The sequence below is a fragment of the Mucilaginibacter sp. HD30 genome (assembly GCF_054061755.1).
The window spans coordinates 4368316-4390169 of the sequence record NZ_JBSSEO010000001.1 but is presented as its reverse complement, the minus strand read 5'-3'; the positions used below and the strand labels follow the sequence as shown (position 1 = coordinate 4390169).

General features: G+C 41.3%; 23 protein-coding genes. 5 read left to right on the top strand and 18 right to left on the bottom strand.

The genetic code is table 11. The annotated features are described in order from the left end of the window. Positions 1-25 precede the first annotated feature (25 nt). The 14 genes from nuoF to ACVW2L_RS20480 all read right to left on the bottom strand — a co-directional run bounded on the left by nuoF (position 26) and on the right by ACVW2L_RS20480 (position 12680). Positions 26-1390 (bottom strand): NADH-quinone oxidoreductase subunit NuoF, encoded by a 1365-nt coding sequence (gene nuoF / locus ACVW2L_RS20545; RefSeq protein ID WP_457129829.1) that lies wholly within the window; start codon positions 1388-1390, stop codon positions 26-28. Continuing rightward, the gene (locus ACVW2L_RS20540; RefSeq protein ID WP_457129828.1) at positions 1390-1917 is read right to left on the bottom strand and encodes an NADH-quinone oxidoreductase subunit NuoE family protein; all 528 of its coding nucleotides are present in this window, start codon (positions 1915-1917) and stop codon (positions 1390-1392) included. Before ACVW2L_RS20540 ends, nuoF begins: the two co-directional genes overlap by 1 nt. Continuing rightward, positions 1910-3121, bottom strand: coding sequence for an NADH-quinone oxidoreductase subunit D (locus ACVW2L_RS20535; protein WP_457129827.1), 1212 nt, complete (start codon positions 3119-3121; stop codon positions 1910-1912). The genes ACVW2L_RS20540 and ACVW2L_RS20535 overlap by 8 nt, the downstream gene beginning before the upstream one ends. A 3-nt stretch (positions 3122-3124) precedes the next feature. Beyond that, the gene (locus ACVW2L_RS20530; RefSeq protein ID WP_457129826.1) at positions 3125-3628 is read right to left on the bottom strand and encodes an NADH-quinone oxidoreductase subunit C; all 504 of its coding nucleotides are present in this window, start codon (positions 3626-3628) and stop codon (positions 3125-3127) included. Beyond that, positions 3629-4171: an NADH-quinone oxidoreductase subunit B gene (locus ACVW2L_RS20525; RefSeq protein ID WP_457129825.1), complete on the bottom strand. Its 543-nt coding sequence runs from the start codon at positions 4169-4171 to the stop codon at positions 3629-3631. Positions 4172-4646: 475 nt separating this feature from the next. Beyond that, on the bottom strand, positions 4647-5018 hold the full coding sequence (locus ACVW2L_RS20520) for an NADH-quinone oxidoreductase subunit A (protein WP_457129824.1): 372 nt from the start codon (positions 5016-5018) through the stop codon (positions 4647-4649). An 80-nt stretch (positions 5019-5098) separates the two neighbouring features. Beyond that, positions 5099-6826: a tetratricopeptide repeat protein gene (locus ACVW2L_RS20515; RefSeq protein ID WP_457129823.1), complete on the bottom strand. Its 1728-nt coding sequence runs from the start codon at positions 6824-6826 to the stop codon at positions 5099-5101. Positions 6827-6859: 33 nt separating this feature from the next. Then, positions 6860-7762, bottom strand: coding sequence for a PstS family phosphate ABC transporter substrate-binding protein (locus ACVW2L_RS20510; RefSeq protein WP_457129822.1), 903 nt, complete (start codon positions 7760-7762; stop codon positions 6860-6862). A gap of 224 nt (positions 7763-7986) precedes the next feature. Further along, positions 7987-8811 (bottom strand): energy transducer TonB, encoded by an 825-nt coding sequence (locus tag ACVW2L_RS20505; protein WP_457129821.1) that lies wholly within the window; start codon positions 8809-8811, stop codon positions 7987-7989. A 48-nt stretch (positions 8812-8859) separates the two neighbouring features. Beyond that, a complete protein-coding gene (locus tag ACVW2L_RS20500) occupies positions 8860-9399 on the bottom strand; it encodes an ExbD/TolR family protein (protein ID WP_457129820.1) in 540 nt (179 codons plus the stop codon). 6 nt (positions 9400-9405) lie between these two features. Then, positions 9406-10020: an ExbD/TolR family protein gene (locus tag ACVW2L_RS20495; RefSeq protein ID WP_457129819.1), complete on the bottom strand. Its 615-nt coding sequence runs from the start codon at positions 10018-10020 to the stop codon at positions 9406-9408. A gap of 89 nt (positions 10021-10109) precedes the next feature. Then, positions 10110-10940, bottom strand: a complete 831-nt coding sequence (locus tag ACVW2L_RS20490) for a MotA/TolQ/ExbB proton channel family protein (protein ID WP_457129818.1) — start codon at positions 10938-10940, stop codon at positions 10110-10112. 503 nt (positions 10941-11443) lie between these two features. After that, the gene (locus tag ACVW2L_RS20485) at positions 11444-11785 is read right to left on the bottom strand and encodes a translation initiation factor (protein ID WP_457129817.1); all 342 of its coding nucleotides are present in this window, start codon (positions 11783-11785) and stop codon (positions 11444-11446) included. Between the two features lie 7 nt (positions 11786-11792). Then, a complete protein-coding gene (locus ACVW2L_RS20480; protein WP_457129816.1) occupies positions 11793-12680 on the bottom strand; it encodes a diacylglycerol/lipid kinase family protein in 888 nt (295 codons plus the stop codon). Positions 12681-12907: 227 nt separating this feature from the next. On the opposite strand from ACVW2L_RS20480, the gene metK reads away from it, so the two are divergent. The 4 genes from metK (at position 12908) to ACVW2L_RS20460 (ending at position 16089) form a co-directional block, all read left to right on the top strand. Then, positions 12908-14158: a methionine adenosyltransferase gene (gene metK, locus ACVW2L_RS20475; RefSeq protein WP_457129815.1), complete on the top strand. Its 1251-nt coding sequence runs from the start codon at positions 12908-12910 to the stop codon at positions 14156-14158. A gap of 70 nt (positions 14159-14228) precedes the next feature. Then, positions 14229-14741 (top strand): DUF3347 domain-containing protein, encoded by a 513-nt coding sequence (locus ACVW2L_RS20470; protein WP_457129814.1) that lies wholly within the window; start codon positions 14229-14231, stop codon positions 14739-14741. A 3-nt stretch (positions 14742-14744) separates the two neighbouring features. After that, a complete protein-coding gene (locus tag ACVW2L_RS20465; protein WP_457129813.1) occupies positions 14745-15314 on the top strand; it encodes an NUDIX domain-containing protein in 570 nt (189 codons plus the stop codon). Between the two features lie 37 nt (positions 15315-15351). Continuing rightward, a complete protein-coding gene (locus tag ACVW2L_RS20460) occupies positions 15352-16089 on the top strand; it encodes a lysophospholipid acyltransferase family protein (protein ID WP_457129812.1) in 738 nt (245 codons plus the stop codon). A 92-nt stretch (positions 16090-16181) separates the two neighbouring features. Here ACVW2L_RS20460 and ACVW2L_RS20455 read toward each other — a convergent pair whose 3' ends face one another. The 3 genes from ACVW2L_RS20455 to ACVW2L_RS20445 form a co-directional block, all read right to left on the bottom strand. Next, a complete protein-coding gene (locus ACVW2L_RS20455; RefSeq protein WP_457129811.1) occupies positions 16182-17480 on the bottom strand; it encodes an ATP-binding protein in 1299 nt (432 codons plus the stop codon). A gap of 62 nt (positions 17481-17542) precedes the next feature. Beyond that, positions 17543-18220, bottom strand: coding sequence for a response regulator transcription factor (locus ACVW2L_RS20450; RefSeq protein ID WP_457129810.1), 678 nt, complete (start codon positions 18218-18220; stop codon positions 17543-17545). A 349-nt stretch (positions 18221-18569) separates the two neighbouring features. Next, on the bottom strand, positions 18570-20087 hold the full coding sequence (locus ACVW2L_RS20445; RefSeq protein ID WP_457129809.1) for an ammonium transporter: 1518 nt from the start codon (positions 20085-20087) through the stop codon (positions 18570-18572). Positions 20088-20636: 549 nt separating this feature from the next. On the opposite strand from ACVW2L_RS20445, the gene ACVW2L_RS20440 reads away from it, so the two are divergent. Further along, positions 20637-21110, top strand: a complete 474-nt coding sequence (locus ACVW2L_RS20440) for a hypothetical protein (RefSeq protein WP_457129808.1) — start codon at positions 20637-20639, stop codon at positions 21108-21110. Between the two features lie 531 nt (positions 21111-21641). Here ACVW2L_RS20440 and ACVW2L_RS20435 read toward each other — a convergent pair. Continuing rightward, entirely contained in the window at positions 21642-21821 is a 180-nt protein-coding gene (locus ACVW2L_RS20435; RefSeq protein ID WP_457129807.1) for a hypothetical protein, read from the bottom strand. Positions 21822-21854: the final 33 nt, after the last annotated feature.

Genomic DNA, 21854 nt, shown 5'->3' with positions numbered 1-21854 from the left:
TGAATTTTTACTTTTTAATTTTGACCTAGCTCGCTGCCGGTTCAGGCTTCGGCAACGGATCTGCATAATGCGCCAACCCGTAATTGCGTGTTACGGCTTCGCTTGCATGGCTAACGTGCCATTCAAACTCATCTCTGAAGTGGCGTATAGCACTGGCCACCGGCCAAGCTGCTGCATCGCCAAGCGGGCATATTGTATTTCCTTCAATCTTTTTAGATACATCAACCAACAGATCCATGTCACTCATGCTGCCATGACCCATTTCAAGACGATGCAATACTTTTTCCATCCAACCGGTACCTTCACGGCATGGCGAACACTGTCCGCAGCTTTCATGATGATAAAAGCGTGCAAAGTTCCAGGTGTTGCGCACAATACACTGGTCTTCATCAAAAGCGATAAAGCCGCCTGATCCCATCATAGTACCGGTAGCAAAACCACCATCAGCCAATGATTCGTAGCTCATTAAACGCCCTTCGCCTGCTGCTGTCTTCAAGAACAGGTTAGCGGGCAAAATTGGTACAGATGAACCACCTGCAACAACTGCTTTTAGGCGTTTGCCATTGGCAATACCACCGCAATATTCATCGCTGTATAAAAACTCTTCAACAGGTAAGCCTAAATCAATCTCGTAAACACCCGGCTTAACCAAATTACCACCTGCAGATATCAGTTTGGTACCGGTACTACGACCGATTCCTAATTTAGCATACTCTTCGCCGCCATCATTAATGATAGGTACTACGGCAGCAATAGACTCCACGTTGTTAACTACTGTTGGGCAACCATATAAACCTGCAATAGCCGGGAATGGAGGTTTAATACGCGGGTTACCACGTTTGCCTTCTAATGATTCAAGCAAAGCTGTTTCTTCACCGCAGATATAGGCACCGCCACCGGGCTGTACGTACAACTCCAGATCATAACCTGTGCCTAATATATTTTTACCTAAAAAGCCATTGGCTTTTGCTTCGGCTATTGCTTTTTCAAGAATGCGGATCTGCGGCATCATTTCGCCGCGAACGTATATGTATGACGTTTTTGCCCCTAAGGCGTAACTTGCTGTAATCATACCCTCAATTAATAAATGAGGGATATAAGTCATCAAGTATCTATCTTTAAACGTACCTGGTTCAGATTCGTCAGCATTACAAACCAGGTAACGGGCAACACCTTCCGGCTTAGCCAAAAAGCTCCATTTCATTCCGGTAGGGAAGCCTGCACCACCACGGCCACGCAAACCCGACTTTTTAACTTCTTCCACCACTTCCTCTGGCGACATTTGTTTCAAAGCTTTCTCTACAGATCTGTAACCGCCTTTTTGGCGGTAAACATCAAAAGCATTGATGCCGGGTACGTTTATATGTTCTAAAAGTAATTTGCGTCCCATTAGTTATTCGCCTTAGCTTTTAAATCCTCAATCAATTGGTCGACGGAATCGTTAGTCAACTTTTCATAAAAAGTATACTCAGGGCCGATCTGTAAAACCGGTCCGAAGCCACAAGCCGCCAAACATTCCACACCGCGCCAGCTAAACAGGCCATCGGCAGTAACCTCACCTTCTTTAACGCCCAGCTTTTGCTCAATATGATCCATTACCTTTTCGGCGCCTACTAAACAGCAAGGGCCTGTGCGGCAAACTTCTAATGCATATTTGCCTTGCGGGCGCATAAAATACATCGTATAGAAAGTAGCAACCTCATAAACCTCAACAGGTTGTATGTTCAAATACTCGGCAACTTTGTCCATCGCCGGCGCGCTTACCCAGCCAAACTCGGCTTGCACTAAATGAAGTATGGGCAACAATGCCGATTTTTGTTTTCCTTCGGGATAGCGGTTAACAATGTCAGCAAATTGGTCGGTTAGCGCGATTGAAAACTCAACCGGAACCATCTCGGTATTTTCAACTCTAAGCATCTAACTCTCCGGCTATAACGTTTAAACTACTCATGTTAATAATCGCATCTGAAAGTAACATACCCGCACTCATAGGAGCATACATCTGGTAATTGATAAAGCTCGGCCTGCGGAAATGCAACCGGTAAGGTGCACGGCCGCCATCATTTATCAGGTAAAAACCTAACTCGCCGTTAGCGCCTTCAACAGCATGATAAACTTCAGTATGCGGGGTTGGTATCTCGCCCATAACTATTTTGAAGTGGTAGATAAGGGCTTCCATGTTATTATAAACTTCCTCTTTCGGAGGCAGGTAAAATTCGGGTACATCAGCATGAAAAACATCGCTTGGCTCTTTTTCCAGCTTTACCAAAGCTTGTTCTATCAGGCGAAGGCTTTGCCACATTTCCTCATTACGCACCAAAAAGCGCGAATAGACATCGCCATTTTCGCCTACCGGAACTTCAAAATCAAAGTCCTCATAGCTTGAATATGGGTTCATGGCACGCACATCATAATCTACACCGGCAGCACGCAATAACGGTCCGCTCCAGCTGTAGCTTAAAGCATCTTCTGCAGTAACAGCAGCAACACCCTTAGTACGGTCAACAAATATTCGGTTGCGCGTAAACAGCGCTTCAAATTCTTTTAATGTTTTAGGGAACTCCACCAAAAACTTACGCAGTTTGGCAAAAGCTTTAGTATTAAAGTTCCGTTCAAACCCGCCTATACGGCCTATATTAGTTGTTAAGCGTGATCCGCAAACTTCCTCGTAGATCTCGTAAATAGATTCACGGAACTCCATCATGTAAAGGAAGCCGGTGAAAGCACCCGTGTCCACACCTAATACACCATTACAAACAATGTGGTCTGCTATACGGGCAAGCTCCATTACAATAACGCGCAGGTAATCCACGCGTTTAGGTGTTTGGATACCTAATAGTTTTTCAACCGTCATATGCCAGCCCATGTTGTTGATAGGCGATGAACAGTAGTTTAAACGGTCTGTTAATGGTGTTATTTGGTAAAAAGGACGATGCTCGGCAATTTTTTCAAACGCCCTATGAATATATCCTATAGTTGAAACGCCACTGATGATACGCTCCCCATCCATTTGCAAAACGTTTTGAAAAACGCCATGCGTAGCCGGGTGGGTAGGGCCTAAATTTAGCGTGGAATGGTCGCTTTGTGGATCGTTATCTATATATACCGGATGATTCTCCATGTTCTATCTTCCAAAAAAATAATCTTTCTTATCAACGCGGTTCGGGTCCTCCAGCGGGAATTCTTTCCGCATCGGGAAGGCCGTCATATCGTCAACATTCAATATTCTGCGCAGATCAGGATGGCCGTCGAAAATAACACCGAAGTAGTCGTAAGTTTCGCGTTCCATCCAGTTTGCACCTTCCCACAAATTTGTTGCTGTAGGGATGTGGCAATTTTCGCCATCAATAAACACTTTAATGCGCACACGCACATTGTTTACCAGGCTGTGCAGATGATAAACAACGCCTATTGTAAGTTCCTGCTCAGGGTAGTGAACTGCAGTTATATCTGTTAAATAAATAAACTGAAGAACCGGCGAATTCTTAAGGAAAGCTAGCAAATCATTTATCTGCTCTTTAGTGGTCTGGAGTGTAAGTAAGCCGAAAGGTTCACCTACCACAGCTACCGCATCGCCAAAGCGGGTATTTATATTACTTAAAAGCTCCTCGTTATTTATCTTACCCATTTATTGAATTCCGTATGATGCTAATAATTTCTGGTATTCCGGAGTTTCACGTCTGCGGGTTGATTCTGTTCTAACCAGATCCTGTATATGCATAAAGCCATCAATAATAGCTTCGGGGCGTGGCGGGCAACCCGGTACGTAAACATCAACCGGTATTATCTCGTCTATACCCTGTAAAACTGAATAAGTATCAAAAATACCACCACTTGAAGCACATGCCCCAACGGCCATTACCCAGCGCGGCTCGGCCATTTGCAGGTAAACCTGGCGCAATACCGGACCCATTTTTTTGGCGATGGTACCCATAACCATTAAAAGATCGGCTTGCCTTGGTGAAAAACTTAAACGTTCTGCGCCAAAACGCGAAAGGTCATAATGCGAGGCCATAGTGGCCATAAATTCTATACCGCAACATGAAGTGGCAAAAGGCAATGGCCAAAGTGAATTGGCGCGTGCCATGCCTACCGCTTTATCAAGCGAAGTAGCAAAAAATCCCGCTCCCTCTACTCCCGCAGGAGCCCCAACTATTTGAATATCACTCATGAATTATAATTATCAAATACCTGTCCAAACTGTGGCATTTGGACGCGCAAATTTATGATAAAATACGTTGTATTAGCTACATTAAAGGCTAAACGAAATATATTTAGAATTATTCTAAACAAACACCATGGCCTTGAATGAATCACCATTTTATATGCTATAACTATTGAAATTGCACTTTAGTGCGTTTCAATAAAATATATGACAACAGCGAAACATTTGAAACACCGTTGTCTATTAACCGCCTGTTATGCAGCATATTGCACAAATCGCATGAAACACCTTGAAACTACTTTTAAGTCAGTAAACTCAGCCGTAAAAAAAGCATAACGAATTACTTATCAAGCAATTGGTAAACAGGCAAAATTTAAATCTGCAATGAAACGCTTTTTAAACAGTGCTCCCCGATAAATAAACTATAAACGGATAAGGCGCGTGTTAGAAATCAAGGCCCACAGTAAGCAAATAGTGCACTTTAGTCCCAGTCGAGGGCCTTTTTCTTTATAACGTAGATAAATCCGGCCAGCAGGGTTGCCATAAAGATGAACATCTCTATCATGCCGGATCTGCCTAATTCTTTAAAGTTAACAGCCCAGGGGTACATAAATATTACCTCCACATCAAACAATACAAACAGTATGGCTACCAGGAAATATTTGATAGAGATGGGGGTGCGTGCATTACCAACAACTTCAATACCCGATTCAAAAGGCGTAAGTTTATCTTTAGTTGCGCGTTTTGGTCCTAACTTGTGTGTACCAAACATAGTTGCCACTACAAAACCCAGCGCAACCAACATCTGAAATATAATTGGTAAGTAATTTACCGGTAAACTTTGAGTTTCCATGCCGCAAATATACAAAGGGCTTATAAATAAAAAAGGCTTCTTTTTACAGAAGCCTTTTTTATTTATAAATGTGTTATTAATTACTTGCTTTTAGTGCCGGCCTTTTGCTTAAAGTAAGCATCCGCCTGCGCATCATCAGGCCTTAGGGTTTTTGCTTTGTTAAAGTACTCGGTTGCTTTTATGTCGTCCTTTTCCTTATAGCCGTAATATACCCCCAGGTAATCATACGCTTCTAATAAACCTGTCTTATCAATTGCTGATAAAGTAGCTGGATCTTTGACTCCAGAAATTTCTACAACTTGTTCATAATAAGGCTTTGCAATCCCTTTGATATTATTACGATCAGCGTCTTTCAAATCTGCAATCCGCGCTCTCATCAAAGTTGCATAAGCCACAGGGGAGGCGGCCCTTTTGTTAATGTAAGCAAAAGCAGAGTCAGCTCTTACCAAAAATGTTGAATCTGGTTTGTATGACGGGTCAGCTTTGGCTTTTGCAATTTCCTCACTTGTAAAACCAAAATAATAGCTGCGTCCTAAGTTTATGTAGTCATTTAAGTTTAGCTGTTTCGTTCTGGCAATATATTTAGCCCATGCATCAGCAGAGCCCTGGTACTTACCTCTTTTGTAATAAACTCCGGCTATATCAGGATAAACATCTACAAATGAACTATCTAACTGTACTGCTTTAGTTAATGTTTCTATACCCTTAGTAGTATCCTGACCTGATTGGATCTGTGCACGACCATGATATAAAAAATCGCGCGGAATAACGCGTTTAGGATCAGCTTTTGCCATCCATTTATTCATGTAGTCCATAGCGCCCTTAAAATCCTTACTTTCAAATGCAGCATAAGACAAATAGCGATAAACCCTGGCATTAGGATTAGATGACGCGGCAAGTTTTGTAGCAACCTCGCGCACCTCTGCCCATTTACCGGCGCGTACCAAAAAGTCGGCATAACGCAGCAAAGTCTCATCAGACTGGTCGGTCAAACTCATGTATGTTTTGTAATGAGCCACCGCAGAATTTATTTTATCAACAGCTACTTTACGATTGGTAGTGGCCTCGCGGCTCTCTGTTTCCGCCCATTCGCGGTAAGCCGGTCCAAAGTTAGCGTCTATACCTGTAGCCGCTTTAAAAGCCGCTTCTGCAGAATCAAAGCTATCGGCATATTTCCACAACACCCCTATAGCAGTGTTAGCAGTAACTGATTTTGGATCAAGCGTTAAAGCTGTTTGATAGTTTGAATAAGCATCATTACTTTTAAACTGCGAGCGATAAGCATTACCTAATTCAATAAATATTTCGGCATTTTTCTCGTTATCCAGTTTTGCTTTGTTCAAAGCATCAATAGCCAAATTGGCATTCTGTGAAGAGAGTTTACCATCTTCCGCACCTAAAAGATACCCTTTGCCAATATAAAGAAAAGGCTCTGCATCTTTTTTCTTCTTTAAATCAATTGCTTGTTTAAAACTTGCGTTAGCGCCGGCGTCGTCCTTATTCAAATGTGCTGCTACACCTAAGCCAACATAATTAAGCGCTGATTTAGGGTCGGCTGCAACACCTTTATTGAATACAGCTTTTGCTGAATCAACATACTCTTGTTCCAGATATACCCATCCCAACTGAAAAAACGCCTCGGCATTTGTCGGCTGCGTAGTTGTCAGGTTCTTAAGCATCGCTTTAGCTTTTACATACTGCTCGGCATCTATCGCTTTTTTGGCATCAGCAAGGCTTTGTGCAAAAACTGATGATCCAACAAGCGCAAGGCCCGCTGCAGCCGTAGCTATTCTTCTGATCATTTTCATCTTTTACTATTTTAGTTTTATAATTTACCTCTGTTATTTCTTCTTTACAATATTAATTTCCCTTGTAGGAACCGAATCGGGTAATATTCCCGACCGCAAAATTATCCGTTGTCCCTTTTCACCTAACATAAAGTAAGCAAAGCCTGTGCCTAAACCCATTTTGCCGGTGCTATTAATTATAAACAGATCTCTGGTAAGCGGATATTGTTTTAGAGCGAGTGTAGCTTGCGAAGGTTTAAAATACCCTGTCTTTTTACTGTCATCCTTTACTGAAACAATTTTAACTTTACTTACCGCTTCCGCGTAATCCTTATCCGGATCATTTAGCCAACTAAAACCTGTTATGCCAATAGCATTTTGGTGCTCGCTGACATATTTTATCACCTCTTTGTTGTCCTTAAGGCCGTATATATTTCGCCCTTTAAGGTCAGTACTGTTTGCAAAATCCTTTAAATACCTTACCAGGCTTGAGTTGGGGTTATCAAAAACAATATTTAAGTCTGTTCTTGCTTTACCGTTAAGCATATTTTTCAATTCACTAACTGTAAATAACGTATCAACAGAAGCGTTATTTACTATAAGTGTAATTGCGTCAACCGCAAACCTATCAACCTTAGGTGCCCGGTTTCTGCCATCCAGTATCTTTTTCTCCCCCGCGCTCAAATCGCGCGATAAAATGGCAAGCCTTACACTATCATTCAAAAAAAGGCTTACAACTTTATTCTCGGCCCCATAAACGATGTTTAAATCTGCCTGTTCATTGAGGCTCTTAAATACAAAAGCCTCTTCATCAACAATTGGTTGAAATGATTCATCAACCGCAATTACTGTTTTACCGCTTACTGTCGTTTCCTTTTCCGTTTCTTTAGTTTTTTGGCCACAAGCGGCTATTGCCAACATGAACACAAAGAACAAATATCCGTTTTTAAACCTCATCAGGATCCTTCTTTAATAAACGTGCAAATCTTAATACTGCATATATCATAATAAGAACGCCAAAACCGGTTCTTTGGAAGCCTGCGAGCTGCGGTAACATGTCCTTCCAAAATATAATCATCAGGCCGAAACCCAAAACGCAAACGGCTGTTACCCCTCCTAAAATAAGCAAAAACCGCCTTTTGAGCGATTTTTGCTTACTATCAAATTTTAATGACATCACATTACTGTTCTTCGCCCAACGTGAAGTTGATTGGCACAGTGTATTGTACACGAACTGGTCGGCCATTTTGAATACCGGCTTTCCATTTCGGTGATTTCTTTAGGATACGCATAGCTTCCTCTTTCAAAGTCTCGCTTGGTCCACGTACTGCACTAACATCTGTCAAAGCACCATCTTTTTCAACAACGAAAGAGATAAATACTTTACCCTGTACGTTATTTTCCCTGTCAACACCAGGATATTTGATGTTTTTCTCCAGGTACTTGGTAAACGCAGCAGCACCACCCGGAAACTCCGGAGCAGATTCCACTGAAACGAAAATTTTATTTTCGTCTTCTGTAACCTGTTTAATATCTGAGTTACCTACCGGTTCATCAATTCTGATCTCCGCGTTCGGGTCACCTTTCTGATCTTTTGGACCTGGATCGGCAACCTTAAGTTCCTCCTGTGTAGGTGGATCTTCTTTTACCTCAACATCCGGCTTAACAACCAAAGGAGGAAATTTCACTTGGTCAATCTTTGGTTTTGGCGGTTCTGGTGGTGGCGGAGGTGGTACTTTTTTCTGTTCTTCTGGCGGCGGCGGAGCTAAAATAACATCAGTCATTTTAACTTTCTCATCGGCCTTCGGAATGAATCCATCAATCATATTGATGATTGTCTTCATGGATATAACAAGTACGAAAAATATTATGCCGAATAGCAACGCGCGATTGGTATTGCGCGGATTAGCTTTTCTAAGCTCATATGCTCCATATGCTTTGTTACGCCCGGTAAAAACAACGTCGATCCACTCTTGCTTTAATATGTCTAATTTAGATCCCAGCATGGTTCCGAGTTTTAATTTTTAACGTTTATTTTCTATTTAAATTATACCTTAATATAATCCATCTCTTTGCAGCAAGCCAATCTCGTCTTGACTGATATCCTGTATCGCTCTGATCTGATTACCCACAATGTTCAACTCATCCATAACGCTAACAACGTTCTCGTAGGTTGATTTTGAACTTGGCTTTACTATAACGATCATGTCTTTGCCTTGTGTTTTTTTAACTTCAGCTGATTTCTCAAGCAAAGTTTTCCTTAATCCATTCTTACCAAAGCTATCAACAGTTGGGCCGGCAATTGGTTTAGCAGGCTGGCCTATATACCATTCTACTTTGTTGTCTTTCCCAATTAAAATGGTCATTGTGCGGCTTTCTGCTACGTCCAATTCCACCTTTTTGTTATCGTCTTGTTTATCCGGCATGGTAAGGTCCATTGCCTTAGGTTTTTGGAGGGTAGTAGTAAGGATGAAGAAAGTTATAAGCAAGAAAGCCAAATCCACCATGGCTGTTAAATCCACACGTGTTGATTGCTTTTTACTTCTTACCTTCTTACCACCTTTACCCCCACCGGAGGTATCTAATTCTGCCATATCTTTTTATTTTTGCACTTTTCTAAGTGATGTAATTAAACTGAATTTATTCACCTCCTGCTTTTGCAGGGTTTTTATAATTTCGGCAATTTTAGGGTACTCTTCCTTGCTATCACCTTTTATGGCTACTGTTAATACAGCATTATGAAGCGCTACATCGGCCTTACGGGTTTCTTTAACCCAATTGAACAGTTCATTAGTATCGGTTGTATCAACCGGAATACCTGTTTGCCTAACATCTCCGCGTTCTGAAACAGGAATGTTTAGAAATTGAGGTAACTGTTTAACAGGCACGCCAAATGATTCAGTATTTGAAAAGGACTTTATCTGTTCAGCGGTGAAGGTAATTCCATACTTCTCCCCCATTGCCTTTAAAGTTTCCATTCTCAGATCCTGGCCTTCAATGTTGTAAAATACTTTTCCCTGGCCGACTATAATAGCGGCAAAATCATTTTCAGGAAGCGCTACTTCCGAAGCCGCAGCAGGCACTATTGCCGTTATCGGATCCTGAGTTTTTGGTTTTGCCGACAATATGAAGAATGTTAGCAACAGAAAAGCCACATCGCACATGGCGGTCATGTCTATTGCCGTACTTTTTCTTTTTACTTTTGCTCTGGGCATAATCTAATAATTTTAATATTTAGTGTTGATTTAATTGATTTATATATCCGGCTCTTTTAAGGAGCCGGATATTTGGCAAACACTAAAATTTATTTGTTTTTATGCGATGCAGCAAATGTTTGCACAATGCTGAATCCTGTTTCGTCAATTGCGTAAGTTAAACCGTCAATTTTTGAAGTGAACAAGTTGTACATTACAATTGATACTGTTGAAGTTGTAATACCCATTGCAGTGTTTACAAGTGCTTCAGAAATAGCTTGTGATAATTTAGAAGTGTTATTTCCTGATTGAGATAACTCGGCGAAGGCCTTAATCATACCAATTACCGTTCCTAACAAACCTGTTAATGTACCAATAGATACCAAAGTAGCTATGATGGTTAAGTTTTGCTCTAACATTGGCATTTCTAATGCAGTTGCTTCTTCAATATCTTTCTGGATAGCTAAAGTTTTTTGATCAACATCTAATGTAGCATCATGCTCCATTTCGCGATATTTTTTCAAACCTGATTTGATTACGTTAGCAACAGAACCTTTTTGTTTGTCGCATTCTGCAGAAGCAGCATCGATGTTACCTGCATTAAGGAAACCTTGTATTTTTCTAACAAAGGCATCAACATTGCTGGTACCAGATGCTTTACCAATAACGATGAATCTTTCGATAGAGAATACAATAACCATTAAGATGTAAGACATACCAAGTGGTACAAGATAGCCACCGCTATGAACAGTTCCATAGATGTCAGTTGGTTCACCCTCAACATCTCCACCTTTAAAATGGCTTGGATTACCTAATACAAATACGAATATAATAATTGCTACAACAATGCAAATAGGAATAGTCAGGCTTGCAAAAATGCTGCTTTTGCTTGTGCTTTCTGGTTTAGCAGTAGTAGTTGGTTTTGTTGGTGCGTTTGCCATTACTTTAAATTTTAGTTTTGATTTTAGTTTTTGTTTATGTTTTAATTTATTTAACGTGCTTTTTCAGCGGATAACAAAATTAAACTTTTAATGAAATAAAAAAACTCTTTTGTTATTCTTTAACAATTATTTAATAACAAAGCTCTTGCCGCTGTTTTAATAAACGCAGATGGCTAAAAATCTTTGCTTTAAACAATCTTTTACAATGAAACCCATTATTTTTTATAATCGCAAACAATAGTTTACATATTTTATGTAATTATACTGTTATAGTTAAATTTTGGTGTTTATTGCATATTACGTATGGTAAAGATAAGCTTTCTTACCTACAGTATTCTGCTACAAACGCTCAAAGATTTAAATGATAACCCTTGCAATACGTTATAAAAGTGGTTTAATTGGCGGTGCAATGATAATCATTACAAGTATAACTAAAAAAATAGTTATTTTATTATTTCTGATACAATCTTTTTTTAATTGTTAATTGCACCATATACCGGCGCTTACCCGCCGGCCTTTTTTGCTTTAAATCCATCTGCTAACAACATCGCCAGGATTTTATCCCGAAAATCGCCTTGTATTAATATCTCGCCATCTTTAACAGATCCTCCAACACCGCATTTGGTTTTTAGTTTTTTACCCAATTCTTCCATATCGGCAAGTTTGCCAGCAAAACCGGCAATAGCAGTAACCATTTTGCCTCCGCCTTTCCTGTCCAGGTATATTTTCAAATTCTGCTGTTGCGGTGGTACAGTCAATTCTTTGCTTTGATCAGCTTCCTCTTTATTAAAATCCGGATCGGTAGAATAAACCAGTCCTGAAAAATCATTCAACTTCTTTGCCATTTGCGTGCTAGTTGTTAAAATTATCGCCAACAATTACGTTTAACGTAGCGGGCTTTACTGTTATATCTACTTCCGCTTCCATTTTTGTAGGTTCGCCATCCAAATGCATTGGCCCGGCCACGTCACGTTTAACGGTTATACGTTGTCCCTTTATTATCTCCACAAAACTTGAGCTATCAGCTGTTTTGGTAAACATACGTAACACCATCTCAGGAAAACGATACAATGGAAATGGCTTTACTATACACACATCAAGCGAACCATCCTGCACCGAAGCCTTTGGAGATATATGCGCGTTATTACCGTACTGCGACGAATTGGCTATACTTAAAATAAACGCCTTACGAGTATAATTAACGCCATCAATAGTTAAATAGTATGTATGCGATCTATAATTTATAATTTCTGCAAGCGATGATTTAGCATAGCTAAAAAATCCCCGCTTTTTACCGCCTGCGAAAACCTGGCCTATATGTGCATCAAAACCCAGGCCCGCAATATTGAAGAACGGGCGACCATTAGCCTCTGCAGAATCAATTGATTGAATTTGAAGTTTATTTAAAGTTTGTATTGATTCTTCAATATCCATCGGGATACCTAAAAAACGCGACAATCCGTTTCCTGATCCACACGGAATTATGCCCAACGTAACCTTACTTCCAACCAAACCCGAGGCAGTTTCATTAACCGTACCATCACCTCCTACTGCAACTACAACGTCGTACTTTCCTACGGCATCTGTTGCCGCCTCCCGTGCATGCGCAACGCCGGTTGTAAATAGAATAGTAGATTCAAACAAAGCTTTATCCAGATATTTTTCTATCTGTCCCGGCACGTCATCTTTTTTCTTCCCTCCTGATATCGGATTAATGATAAATAATGCTTTCTTTTTCAACTACCTGCTAATTTAAGGTGCCAAAAGTAAATGTATTTTCTGCTTTGTGAAAATTGTTTTATTTTTGACCTGTTGATAGTGGACTGATTTAGCTGCCCAGATGAGATTTTACCCCGGGCCGGATTGCAACCACGTAAAAAAGTGCTAAAACCATACTTTTACTTAGTTCAATTACTGCTCGCTTTCAACCAGTATTTATTGTTAATTAATTTATATAATTTATTAGTATGCCTTATTTATTTACTTCAGAGTCCGTTTCAGAAGGTCATCCGGATAAAGTTGCCGACCAAATATCAGACGCTTTGATAGACAATTTTCTTGCATTTGACCCCGAATCAAAAGTGGCCTGCGAAACACTTGTAACCACCGGACAAGTGATATTGGCGGGCGAAGTAAAATCCAAAGCTTATCTTGACGTTCAGAGAATAGCGCGCGAAGTGATCAACAAGATTGGCTATACCAAAGGCGAATATATGTTTGATGGCAGTTCTTGCGGCGTACTTTCAGCAATTCATGAGCAGTCTCCGGATATTAACCAGGGTGTTGATCGTAAAGCAAAAGAAGAACAAGGGGCGGGTGATCAAGGGATGATGTTTGGTTATGCCACTATTGAAACTGATAACTATATGCCTTTGGCCTTGGATATTGCCCATGCTTTATTAATTGAGCTGGCGGCCATTCGCCGCGAGAATTCAGATATTAAATACCTTAGGCCCGATGCTAAATCACAGGTTACGTTGGAGTACGATGACAATAATCAGCCTACACGTATAGATGCTATTGTGATATCTACTCAGCATGATGATTTTGATGAGGAAAAAACAATGCTTGCCAAGATCAGTGAAGATATCATCAATATACTTATCCCAAGGGTAAAAGCTAAATATCCAAAATACGCTCACTTTTTTAATAGCGACATCAAATACCACATTAACCCAACCGGTAAATTTGTTATTGGCGGGCCCCATGGCGATACCGGGTTAACCGGCCGCAAAATCATTGTGGATACATACGGCGGTAAAGGGGCGCATGGTGGTGGTGCTTTTTCAGGCAAAGATCCTTCAAAAGTTGACCGCTCTGCGGCTTACGCTACCCGCCACATTGCTAAAAACTTAGTGGCTGCAGGCGTTTGCAACGAGGTATTGGTACAGGTATCCTACGCTATTGGCGTAGCGCAGCCAATGGGTATTTATGTAAACACCTACGGCAGCGCTAAAATTGCGTTAAACGACGGGGAGATAGCCAGAAAAGTGGAAGCTATATTTAATATGACTCCCTATGCTATAGAAACCCGTTTTAAACTGCGCAACCCTATATACAGCGAAACAGCAGCTTATGGCCACTTTGGCAAGCCAAGCCAAACGGTAACCAAAAGCTTTACCCATCATGACGGCTCTGTTTTAACCCGCGAGGTTGAGTTGTTTACCTGGGAAAAGCTGGATTACGTAGATAAGGTAAAAGCAGCTTTCGGTTTGTAACAAAAAATTAATTAATAGTTTTTAATTTAGGGCGGTATATACCGCCTTTTTTTATGCGGATAAATTATCTATGAAAATAAAACTAATACTACTATTATTACCTGCAATTATATTGTTGGCTGCTACTGCAAATGCAGAAGATCTGCGGTACTCTTTAAGCAAGGTAACACAAGATTATTTCAACATTCAAAAGGCGCTGGCTGCAAACAACGCAGCCCGGGCTACCGAAAATGCGCAGGCAATTATCTGGGATTTGCGCAATATGCCCGTTAATATGATGTCTGATAGCCAGCATAAACAATGGTTTAGTCATTTAGATAGGTTGATGCAAGCCAGTCGCAGAGTTAGCCAAAGCAACAACATTGTCGCACAAAAGCAGGGATATACTGAGCTATCCAGGCAGTTTTTTGAGACGCTTAAACTTTTTAACCTTAACAAACAGCCGGTTTATAAGCTTAGTTGCGACGGAAACGTCTGGCTAGCGCAATCAACCACGGTTAGTAATCCTTATGTTAGCAAAGGCGATAAAAGCAAAAGATGCGGCAATATTGATGATATTTTAAACGTGGGCAAACATAAATAAGCTATGCAGCGCGCTGAAGAGAACCCCTGGCAAATAACATCGCAGCAAAACATTTACGATAATAACTGGATAAACCTTACGGAGTATCAGGTTATTAACCCGGCGGGCAACCGAGGTATATATGGTAAGGTGCATTTTAAAAACCGGGCCACCGGCGTTGTGCCGCTTGATGCAGATGGCAATACCTACCTGGTGGGCCAATACCGCTTTCCGCTGGATGAATACAGCTGGGAACTACCCGAGGGCGGTGCTCCGCTGGATGAGGACACGTTAATAGCCGCCAAACGCGAACTACTGGAAGAAACCGGCCTAAAGGCCAATAACTGGACCGAGATACAGCGCATGTATCTAAGCAACTCTGTATGCGACGAGCTTTGCATTATTTACCTGGCAACAGGATTAGAGCAATTTGAGGCTGAACCCGAGGACACAGAACAGTTGCAAACCCGCAAGCTGCCTTTTGAAGAGGCTTACCAAATGGTGTGCGATGGTCGCATAACCGACTCGGTTACCGTAGCAGGGATATTAAGGGTAAAACTAATGATGCTGGAGGGCAGCATAACCATGCAATAGATAAAATATTTCTAATTTAGCAGGCGTAATTACCGGTATGAGGAAATTTTTAGGCTACATTTTATCGCCCATCACTACAGTACTTTTTTTCCTGGTGTTGTGCATCTTTCAGCCTATACAGTGGCTTTGCTACAAGCTTGGGGGGTACGCGGCACACAAACGTGTAGTGGATATCCTTAACTTTTGCCTAACCGCTACTATTTACTTCTTAGGCGATACAGTTACCTACACCAACAAGCAAAACTTACCCGAGGGCCGGCCCATTATTTTTTTGGCTAATCACCAAAGTTTACTGGATATACCACCTTTGATATGGTACTTGCGCAGGTATCATGCTAAATTCATCTCCAAGATAGAACTCACCAAAAACATCCCATCCATATCCTACAACTTAAAGGTGGGCGGTGGCGCTAATATAGACCGCAAGGACCAGCGCCAAGCCATAACCGAGCTGATGAAGCTGGGCATGCGCATGAAAGATAACAACTGGTCTGCCGTGATCTTTCCGGAAGGAACCCGCTCTGCTGATGGCAAAGTGCGCAAATTCCAGTCGGCGGGGGTAGCTACCATATTAAAAAAATGCCCCGATGCCTTATTGGTACCCGTTGCTATTAACAACTCGTGGCAGGTGGTGCGCTATGGCATTTACCCGCTTAATACCTTTACCCACGTTACCTTAGAAGTGCTTGCGCCCATTGAACCTAACGGTAGGCCGGTTGATGAACTGGTGGCTTTGGCAGAAAGCCGGATCAAGACTTATTTGGGGCAGGAATAGCCGGCAAAGTGTAGCATGCTACAGGTGCTACACCCTGCTACAAACCTGCTACACCATATTTTACAATACCCTAAAATACAGTAAACTACAATTTAACGCGTAAATACTAAGCTAACCTGATTTGTCATACGGTCAATTATACGGTAATTGATCTTTGCCTTATGGTAATCTACAATACGCTTCACAATGCCAAGACCAATGCCGCTGCCTTCAATGCTGATACTATTGCTTCCGCGATAAAAGGCTGTAAACAATAATGCTGTATCAGACACATCCGGCGGTTCGCCGGTGTTGGTAATATATAATGTTACCTTGCCCTCGCCCTGGCTTATTAAACACTCGGGCTGATGGTTGTCTGAATACAGGTAGGCGTTCTTAAATAGGTTAAGCAAAACTATTTTTAAAAGGGTCTCGTCGCCGGATATTTCCAGATCGGTATCTTTACCGGTGTTGTTCTCAATTTCAAATTTCAGTTTAAAATCAGGATATCTTTTTGCAAGTTCTGCAGTGCTTGAATAAACAATTTCATCCAACCGTGTTCTGGTGAAGGAAAGGCGGTGTTCGCGGCTGTTAATATCAGCCAATGCTACTAATGAACTTACCACCTCAGAAAGCTGAAAAGTGTCCTGAAATATACTTTGCAGGTTTGTGCGGATCGTCTCGTCCAGTTCATCTCTATGCGATAAATTTTCCAGCTGCGCCGCTATACGGGCAATTGGTGTACGTAGTTCGTGCGATGCGTTGCTGGTAAACTCTCGTTGACGGTCATAAGCATTATCTATACGGTCCATCATTTGATTAAAAGAACTTGCCAGCACGTTTATTTCATCTTCGCGCTCCGCTTTATGCAAGCGTATTTTTAAATTACTATCGTTGATCTCCTGTATTTTTCGCCGGAAATTATCCAGCGGTTCAAGCGCTCTTTTACCTAAGCCAAAAGAGAGTAACCAAACCAACACAGTGCCGGTTACAAATGCGCAAAACAATATATATTTTATATTACGTAGCCCAACACTGTAATAGGTGTCATCCGCCGAGATCAAAACATAGTAACCATTTTTCTCTACTATCCCATAAATCCCCAGTACAACATAGGGAGCGTTCTTCTTTAAAACACTTTTATCTTTTTTTATCTTGTCAAAATCTCCATTTGTCCAATGTATGCCCGGCCTACTCGCGCTGCTGTATATCAGCTCCCGGGCTTCGTTATAGACCTGCGTTTTTTCATTATACAGCTTGTTTACGGTATTGCTGTCAATTATCTTCTGCATTGGATAGCTAACCTCTTTTACATGGATGAGCAGCTTAGCGGTTGTCTGCGCCTTTTCGGTAAGTAGTCCAATAAATTCATTTTCTCTTAAATCGGCAAACAGGTAGTAAACTATTAGCATAACTATTGCCAACACTGCCGAGAATAAACAACTAAAAATAAAAGAGAATCGCTGTTTTAAGTTCATTTAAGATAATAACCAAATCCGGCACGTGTATGTAGCAGCGCCCTGCCGTGGCCTTTGTCTATTTTATTTCGCAAATAATTAATATAAACTTCAATAGTATTGGTGCCGGTTTCAAAATTAATACCCCATACTTTAGCTGCAATAGTTTGCTTAGAAACGGGTTTTCCTTCTTCCATAGCCAGCAATTCAATTAACTTATATTCTTTAGGCGTAAGTTGTATCCCTTTATCTGCCCGTGTTACCCTCATTTCGCCCGGGTAGATAATCAGGTCGTCAATTACAATTTTTTGTTTTTCGTTTTCTGTTTGCGAGTAGCTTCGTCTTAGTAGCGCTTTAATACGTGCAGAAAGTTCGTCTAAATGGAAGGGCTTTACCAGGTAATCATCTGCGCCGGCGTCAAAGGCAACAATTTTACTTTTTACATCGCTATAAGCCGTTAAAATAAGTATTGGTTTAGATCTATCATCCGCACGCACTTTCTTACAAACCTCAATGCCATTTAACAACGGAACATTAACATCCAGTACAAACAGATCATATTTTTCCATTTGCAAATGCTTAAAAAATAATCCTCCGTCATAAACCAAATCACATTGTAGCATTTGGCTGCTTAAAAATACCTTTATTTCATTAGCCATTTTATAATCGTCCTCAAGCAGCAAAATTTTATACATAATATCGACTAATGAACGATTAAACTATATTTGTGGGAATTTAACGAAAATTTTAAAAAAAAGTAAAGCCTCTGTGATAAACAGAGGCTAATTGAGGAAGCTAAAAATCGTACCAAGAAAAAAAGCACCTCAAGTATTATAATTATTAACTATATAACAGTAACTTTTATCTGCTTTTTTGAATTTAAGCTAAATTAACCTTTAACTAAAGACCAAACCTTAAGAAAACATTAGAATTTAAAACTCAAACTGTTTATCTGCACTGCTGGTATAATTAAACTCATTCCCTTTAACTAAATAAAAAAACCGCGCCGATAATTGACGCGGTTTTTTATTTATGTTTTTTACGTTATGCTACTACAGCATCTTCTTCCGGATAAGCAGTTGTGCCGTGGTCAAACATATCTATGCCACCTTTCATTAATTCTCCTTCAGCTTCTACTCTTAAGCTCCAAGGGTGAGGTAATTTTTTGATAATGAACATCATTAAAAGCGCAATTACAAATGTTGCCAATGTTATTGCACCACTGCCAATAAGCTGCGATTTCAGGAGGCTAAAATCACCACCGTAAAATAATCCGGTGAACGGCTTAGAATCGTCCGGTCCTGTAGGGCCGGTAAATCCATATTTTCCGCAAGCAAATAAGCCTAATGACAGGGTTCCCCATATACCGCAAAGGCCGTGAACAGGCACAGCGCCAACCGGATCGTCTATACGCAGGTACTCCAGTAAGTTTGTACCCAGGTAAACAACTAAGCCTGCAACAGCACCAAGCAGTATGGCACCCAGTGGATCAACCCAATAACATGGGCAGGTAATGGCCACTAAGCCCGCCAAAAAGCCGTTTATTGTAAAAGCCAGATCAAATTTTCCTTTAGTATCGCCAAACCATAAAGCTAAATACATAGCTACTATACCACCTGCACAGGCAGCTAAGGTTGTGTTTGTTGCAACGCGGCCTATGCCTTGTCCGTCCATTGCAGACAGGGTACTGCCGGGGTTAAATCCGTACCAACCAAACCAAAGAAGGAAGCCACCCACCGCTGCAATGGTAAGGTTGTGCGCAGGGGGCATGCCGCCGCCATCACGTTTAAACTTACGACCCAAACGAGGGCCAAGCACGATAGCACCAGCCAATGAAGCCATACCGCCAATGGTGTGAACAACAGTAGAACCGGCAAAGTCAAGGAAACCTTGGGCAACTAACCATCCATCTGGTCCCCAGGCCCAGTGGCCTAAGATAGGGTAAATGAAGCCTGTGATACCGATACTGTACAAAATATCACCACGGAAACTTGTACGACCGATCATTGCACCTGATACAATGGTTGAGCAGGTGTCAGCAAAAGCATATTGGAATATCCAATGCGCCAATACAGGGATACCCGTTGCTAAATAGGTTGGTGGAATATTCTGTAAAAAGAACCAGTCTTTTCCGTCTGGTCCATGCCATCCGATAAAGGCGTTTCCGCTACCAAACATAAACGCATAGCCAATTGCCCAAAACAACAGACCACACAGACAGGTATCGAAAATACATTCCATTAATACATTCACAGTTTCCCTTTTGCGGGCAAAACCAGCTTCAAGCATTACGAAACCGGCTTGCATGCCAAATACCAGGAATGCCGCTACCAATGTCCAAACGGTGTTGACGGTGTTCATTAATGATGTCTCGATGGCCGAAGGAGCGGCCGCGGCTGCTTCAGCATGTGCTGACGAGGGGAGCAGTCCCGGCAATGTAAACATAGCCACAACCACCAGGCCCAAGCCAATCAGTTTGCCAGATAAAATGGTTGCACCAAGCATCCATTTCTCTCGGGTAATCGTGGGAAACCATTTTTTTTGTAGAATTTCAATCTTCATAATTGTTCGATAAGTTAAAGTGAAAAGAGTGCATTATGCTAAGTATTATCTTGAATTTTAGCTAAATTACCCTTTAACAGAAAGCGAAACCTTAAGAAAACCTTAGAATTTATTATAACACTAAAAAAATAACCTTATTTATAACAAAATTTTAATTGAAATGGATATTTACGCAGCAAAATTTTAAAATCTACCTGAATTAATTATATAATTTCATTAAATAGTACTTATATGAAGCATATTTGTGAGTGTTTATTAAAAAACACATACAATAACTGCGAAAAACCGTAGCGCTGTATTAAAAATACGCTATAATGAAGTAGTAAATGACGACGCGACTTGGTATTCGTGAGCAAAATTTACCGTAGCTTTCGTGTAGAAATTGCATCATGTCCCCGCAATGACGCAGCTTGGGGTTGTTGGAAACTGTACCCACAAGTAGCGAACGAAAACTTACTCTCACCGAAACAATCCGCCCTTTGCCGATTTAATACTCCTTTTCACCCAATAGTCATTTCAGCTGATTGAGTGCCGTGCTAATTTCGCGGCATGACAAACTTGATCCTGTTAACATTATTGCTGCTTACCATTACCCTAAGCCTGGGTGGCGGCCTTTACGAAACTTTAGTGATCTATCCTAACTGGAAAAAAGACGTGCATCCCTCAACGCTTTTAGAAAAGCTGCACAGCTCCGGGCAAATGCTGGCGGGCACCAGGTTTTGGCCATTAGTATCGCCTGCTCAGGTTCTACTTTCAATAGCCAACATGGTTATGGCTTACCTGCATGATGGGCCGGCCAGGTGCGTTTGGCTTACGGCCGCGGTTATTATATTTGCATCGCGTGTTATCACCTTTAGTTACTTTATACCGGTAATGCTGCGTTATATAATGAAACCCGAAGATATTGAACCCAACCGCTTGCGTAGTATTGTGAAATGGTGGGTAGGATTAAGTCCGCTACGGTTATTGCCCGAAGCTGCTGCCTGGGGTTTGTGTATATATGCTATCGCTAAAATGGTTTAGCAACCTGTAGACAGCTATACAATTAAAAACGTTTTGGCTGTAATATTTAGCTGCTGTTTGCCACTAATGGTAAAACAAAATTATGAAAGTAATAATAATGCTCCTAATGTTATCTGTGGCCTTAGCAGGGTGCGGACCAGAATCATCGCCAGAAGGCAGAATGACCATAAAATTCGCTCGGTATCTCTTCCGCCATTAGCCTTTCCTCCAGTCAATCAATCTTCCGTTCAAGTTCTGCAAATCTTTTTTGCAGTTGCGCATGGTGGTCTAAGTGTTCATGAGACAGCTGATCGAAAGTTGCCACGATGGGCAGCTTTTCCCTTTCCACAATCTTCTGTATTTCTTCTAGCTGCCCCTCATGCGAAATAGCCTGGCGATCCCTTCCCTCGCTTGACTTTCGGACGTATATAAAATATTTTATCTTTTCCTTTATCCATATGCGCAAAAAGGGATAACGGGTAACACTTTTGTCTTTGCTTGACTAAGCTTCCCGTTGCCCCTTTCTGGGTACAAAAAATATGCGATGTTAACTTAATCCGGCATATTATTTATATCACTTTCGTCAGCTTTCGCAAGCGGCCTTATGCACAGCATGGCGTATTGCAGCATCAGGGAAGCCTTCCTGTACGCCTCCTCCCTTGAAAAACTGATACCGTGAATTCCCCTGTACAGTTCGATGAACAGCATTAAGCGGTGTTCCTTGATTTCCATGGCCTAATTGTCCTTCCTTTGCCGAATCGTCGG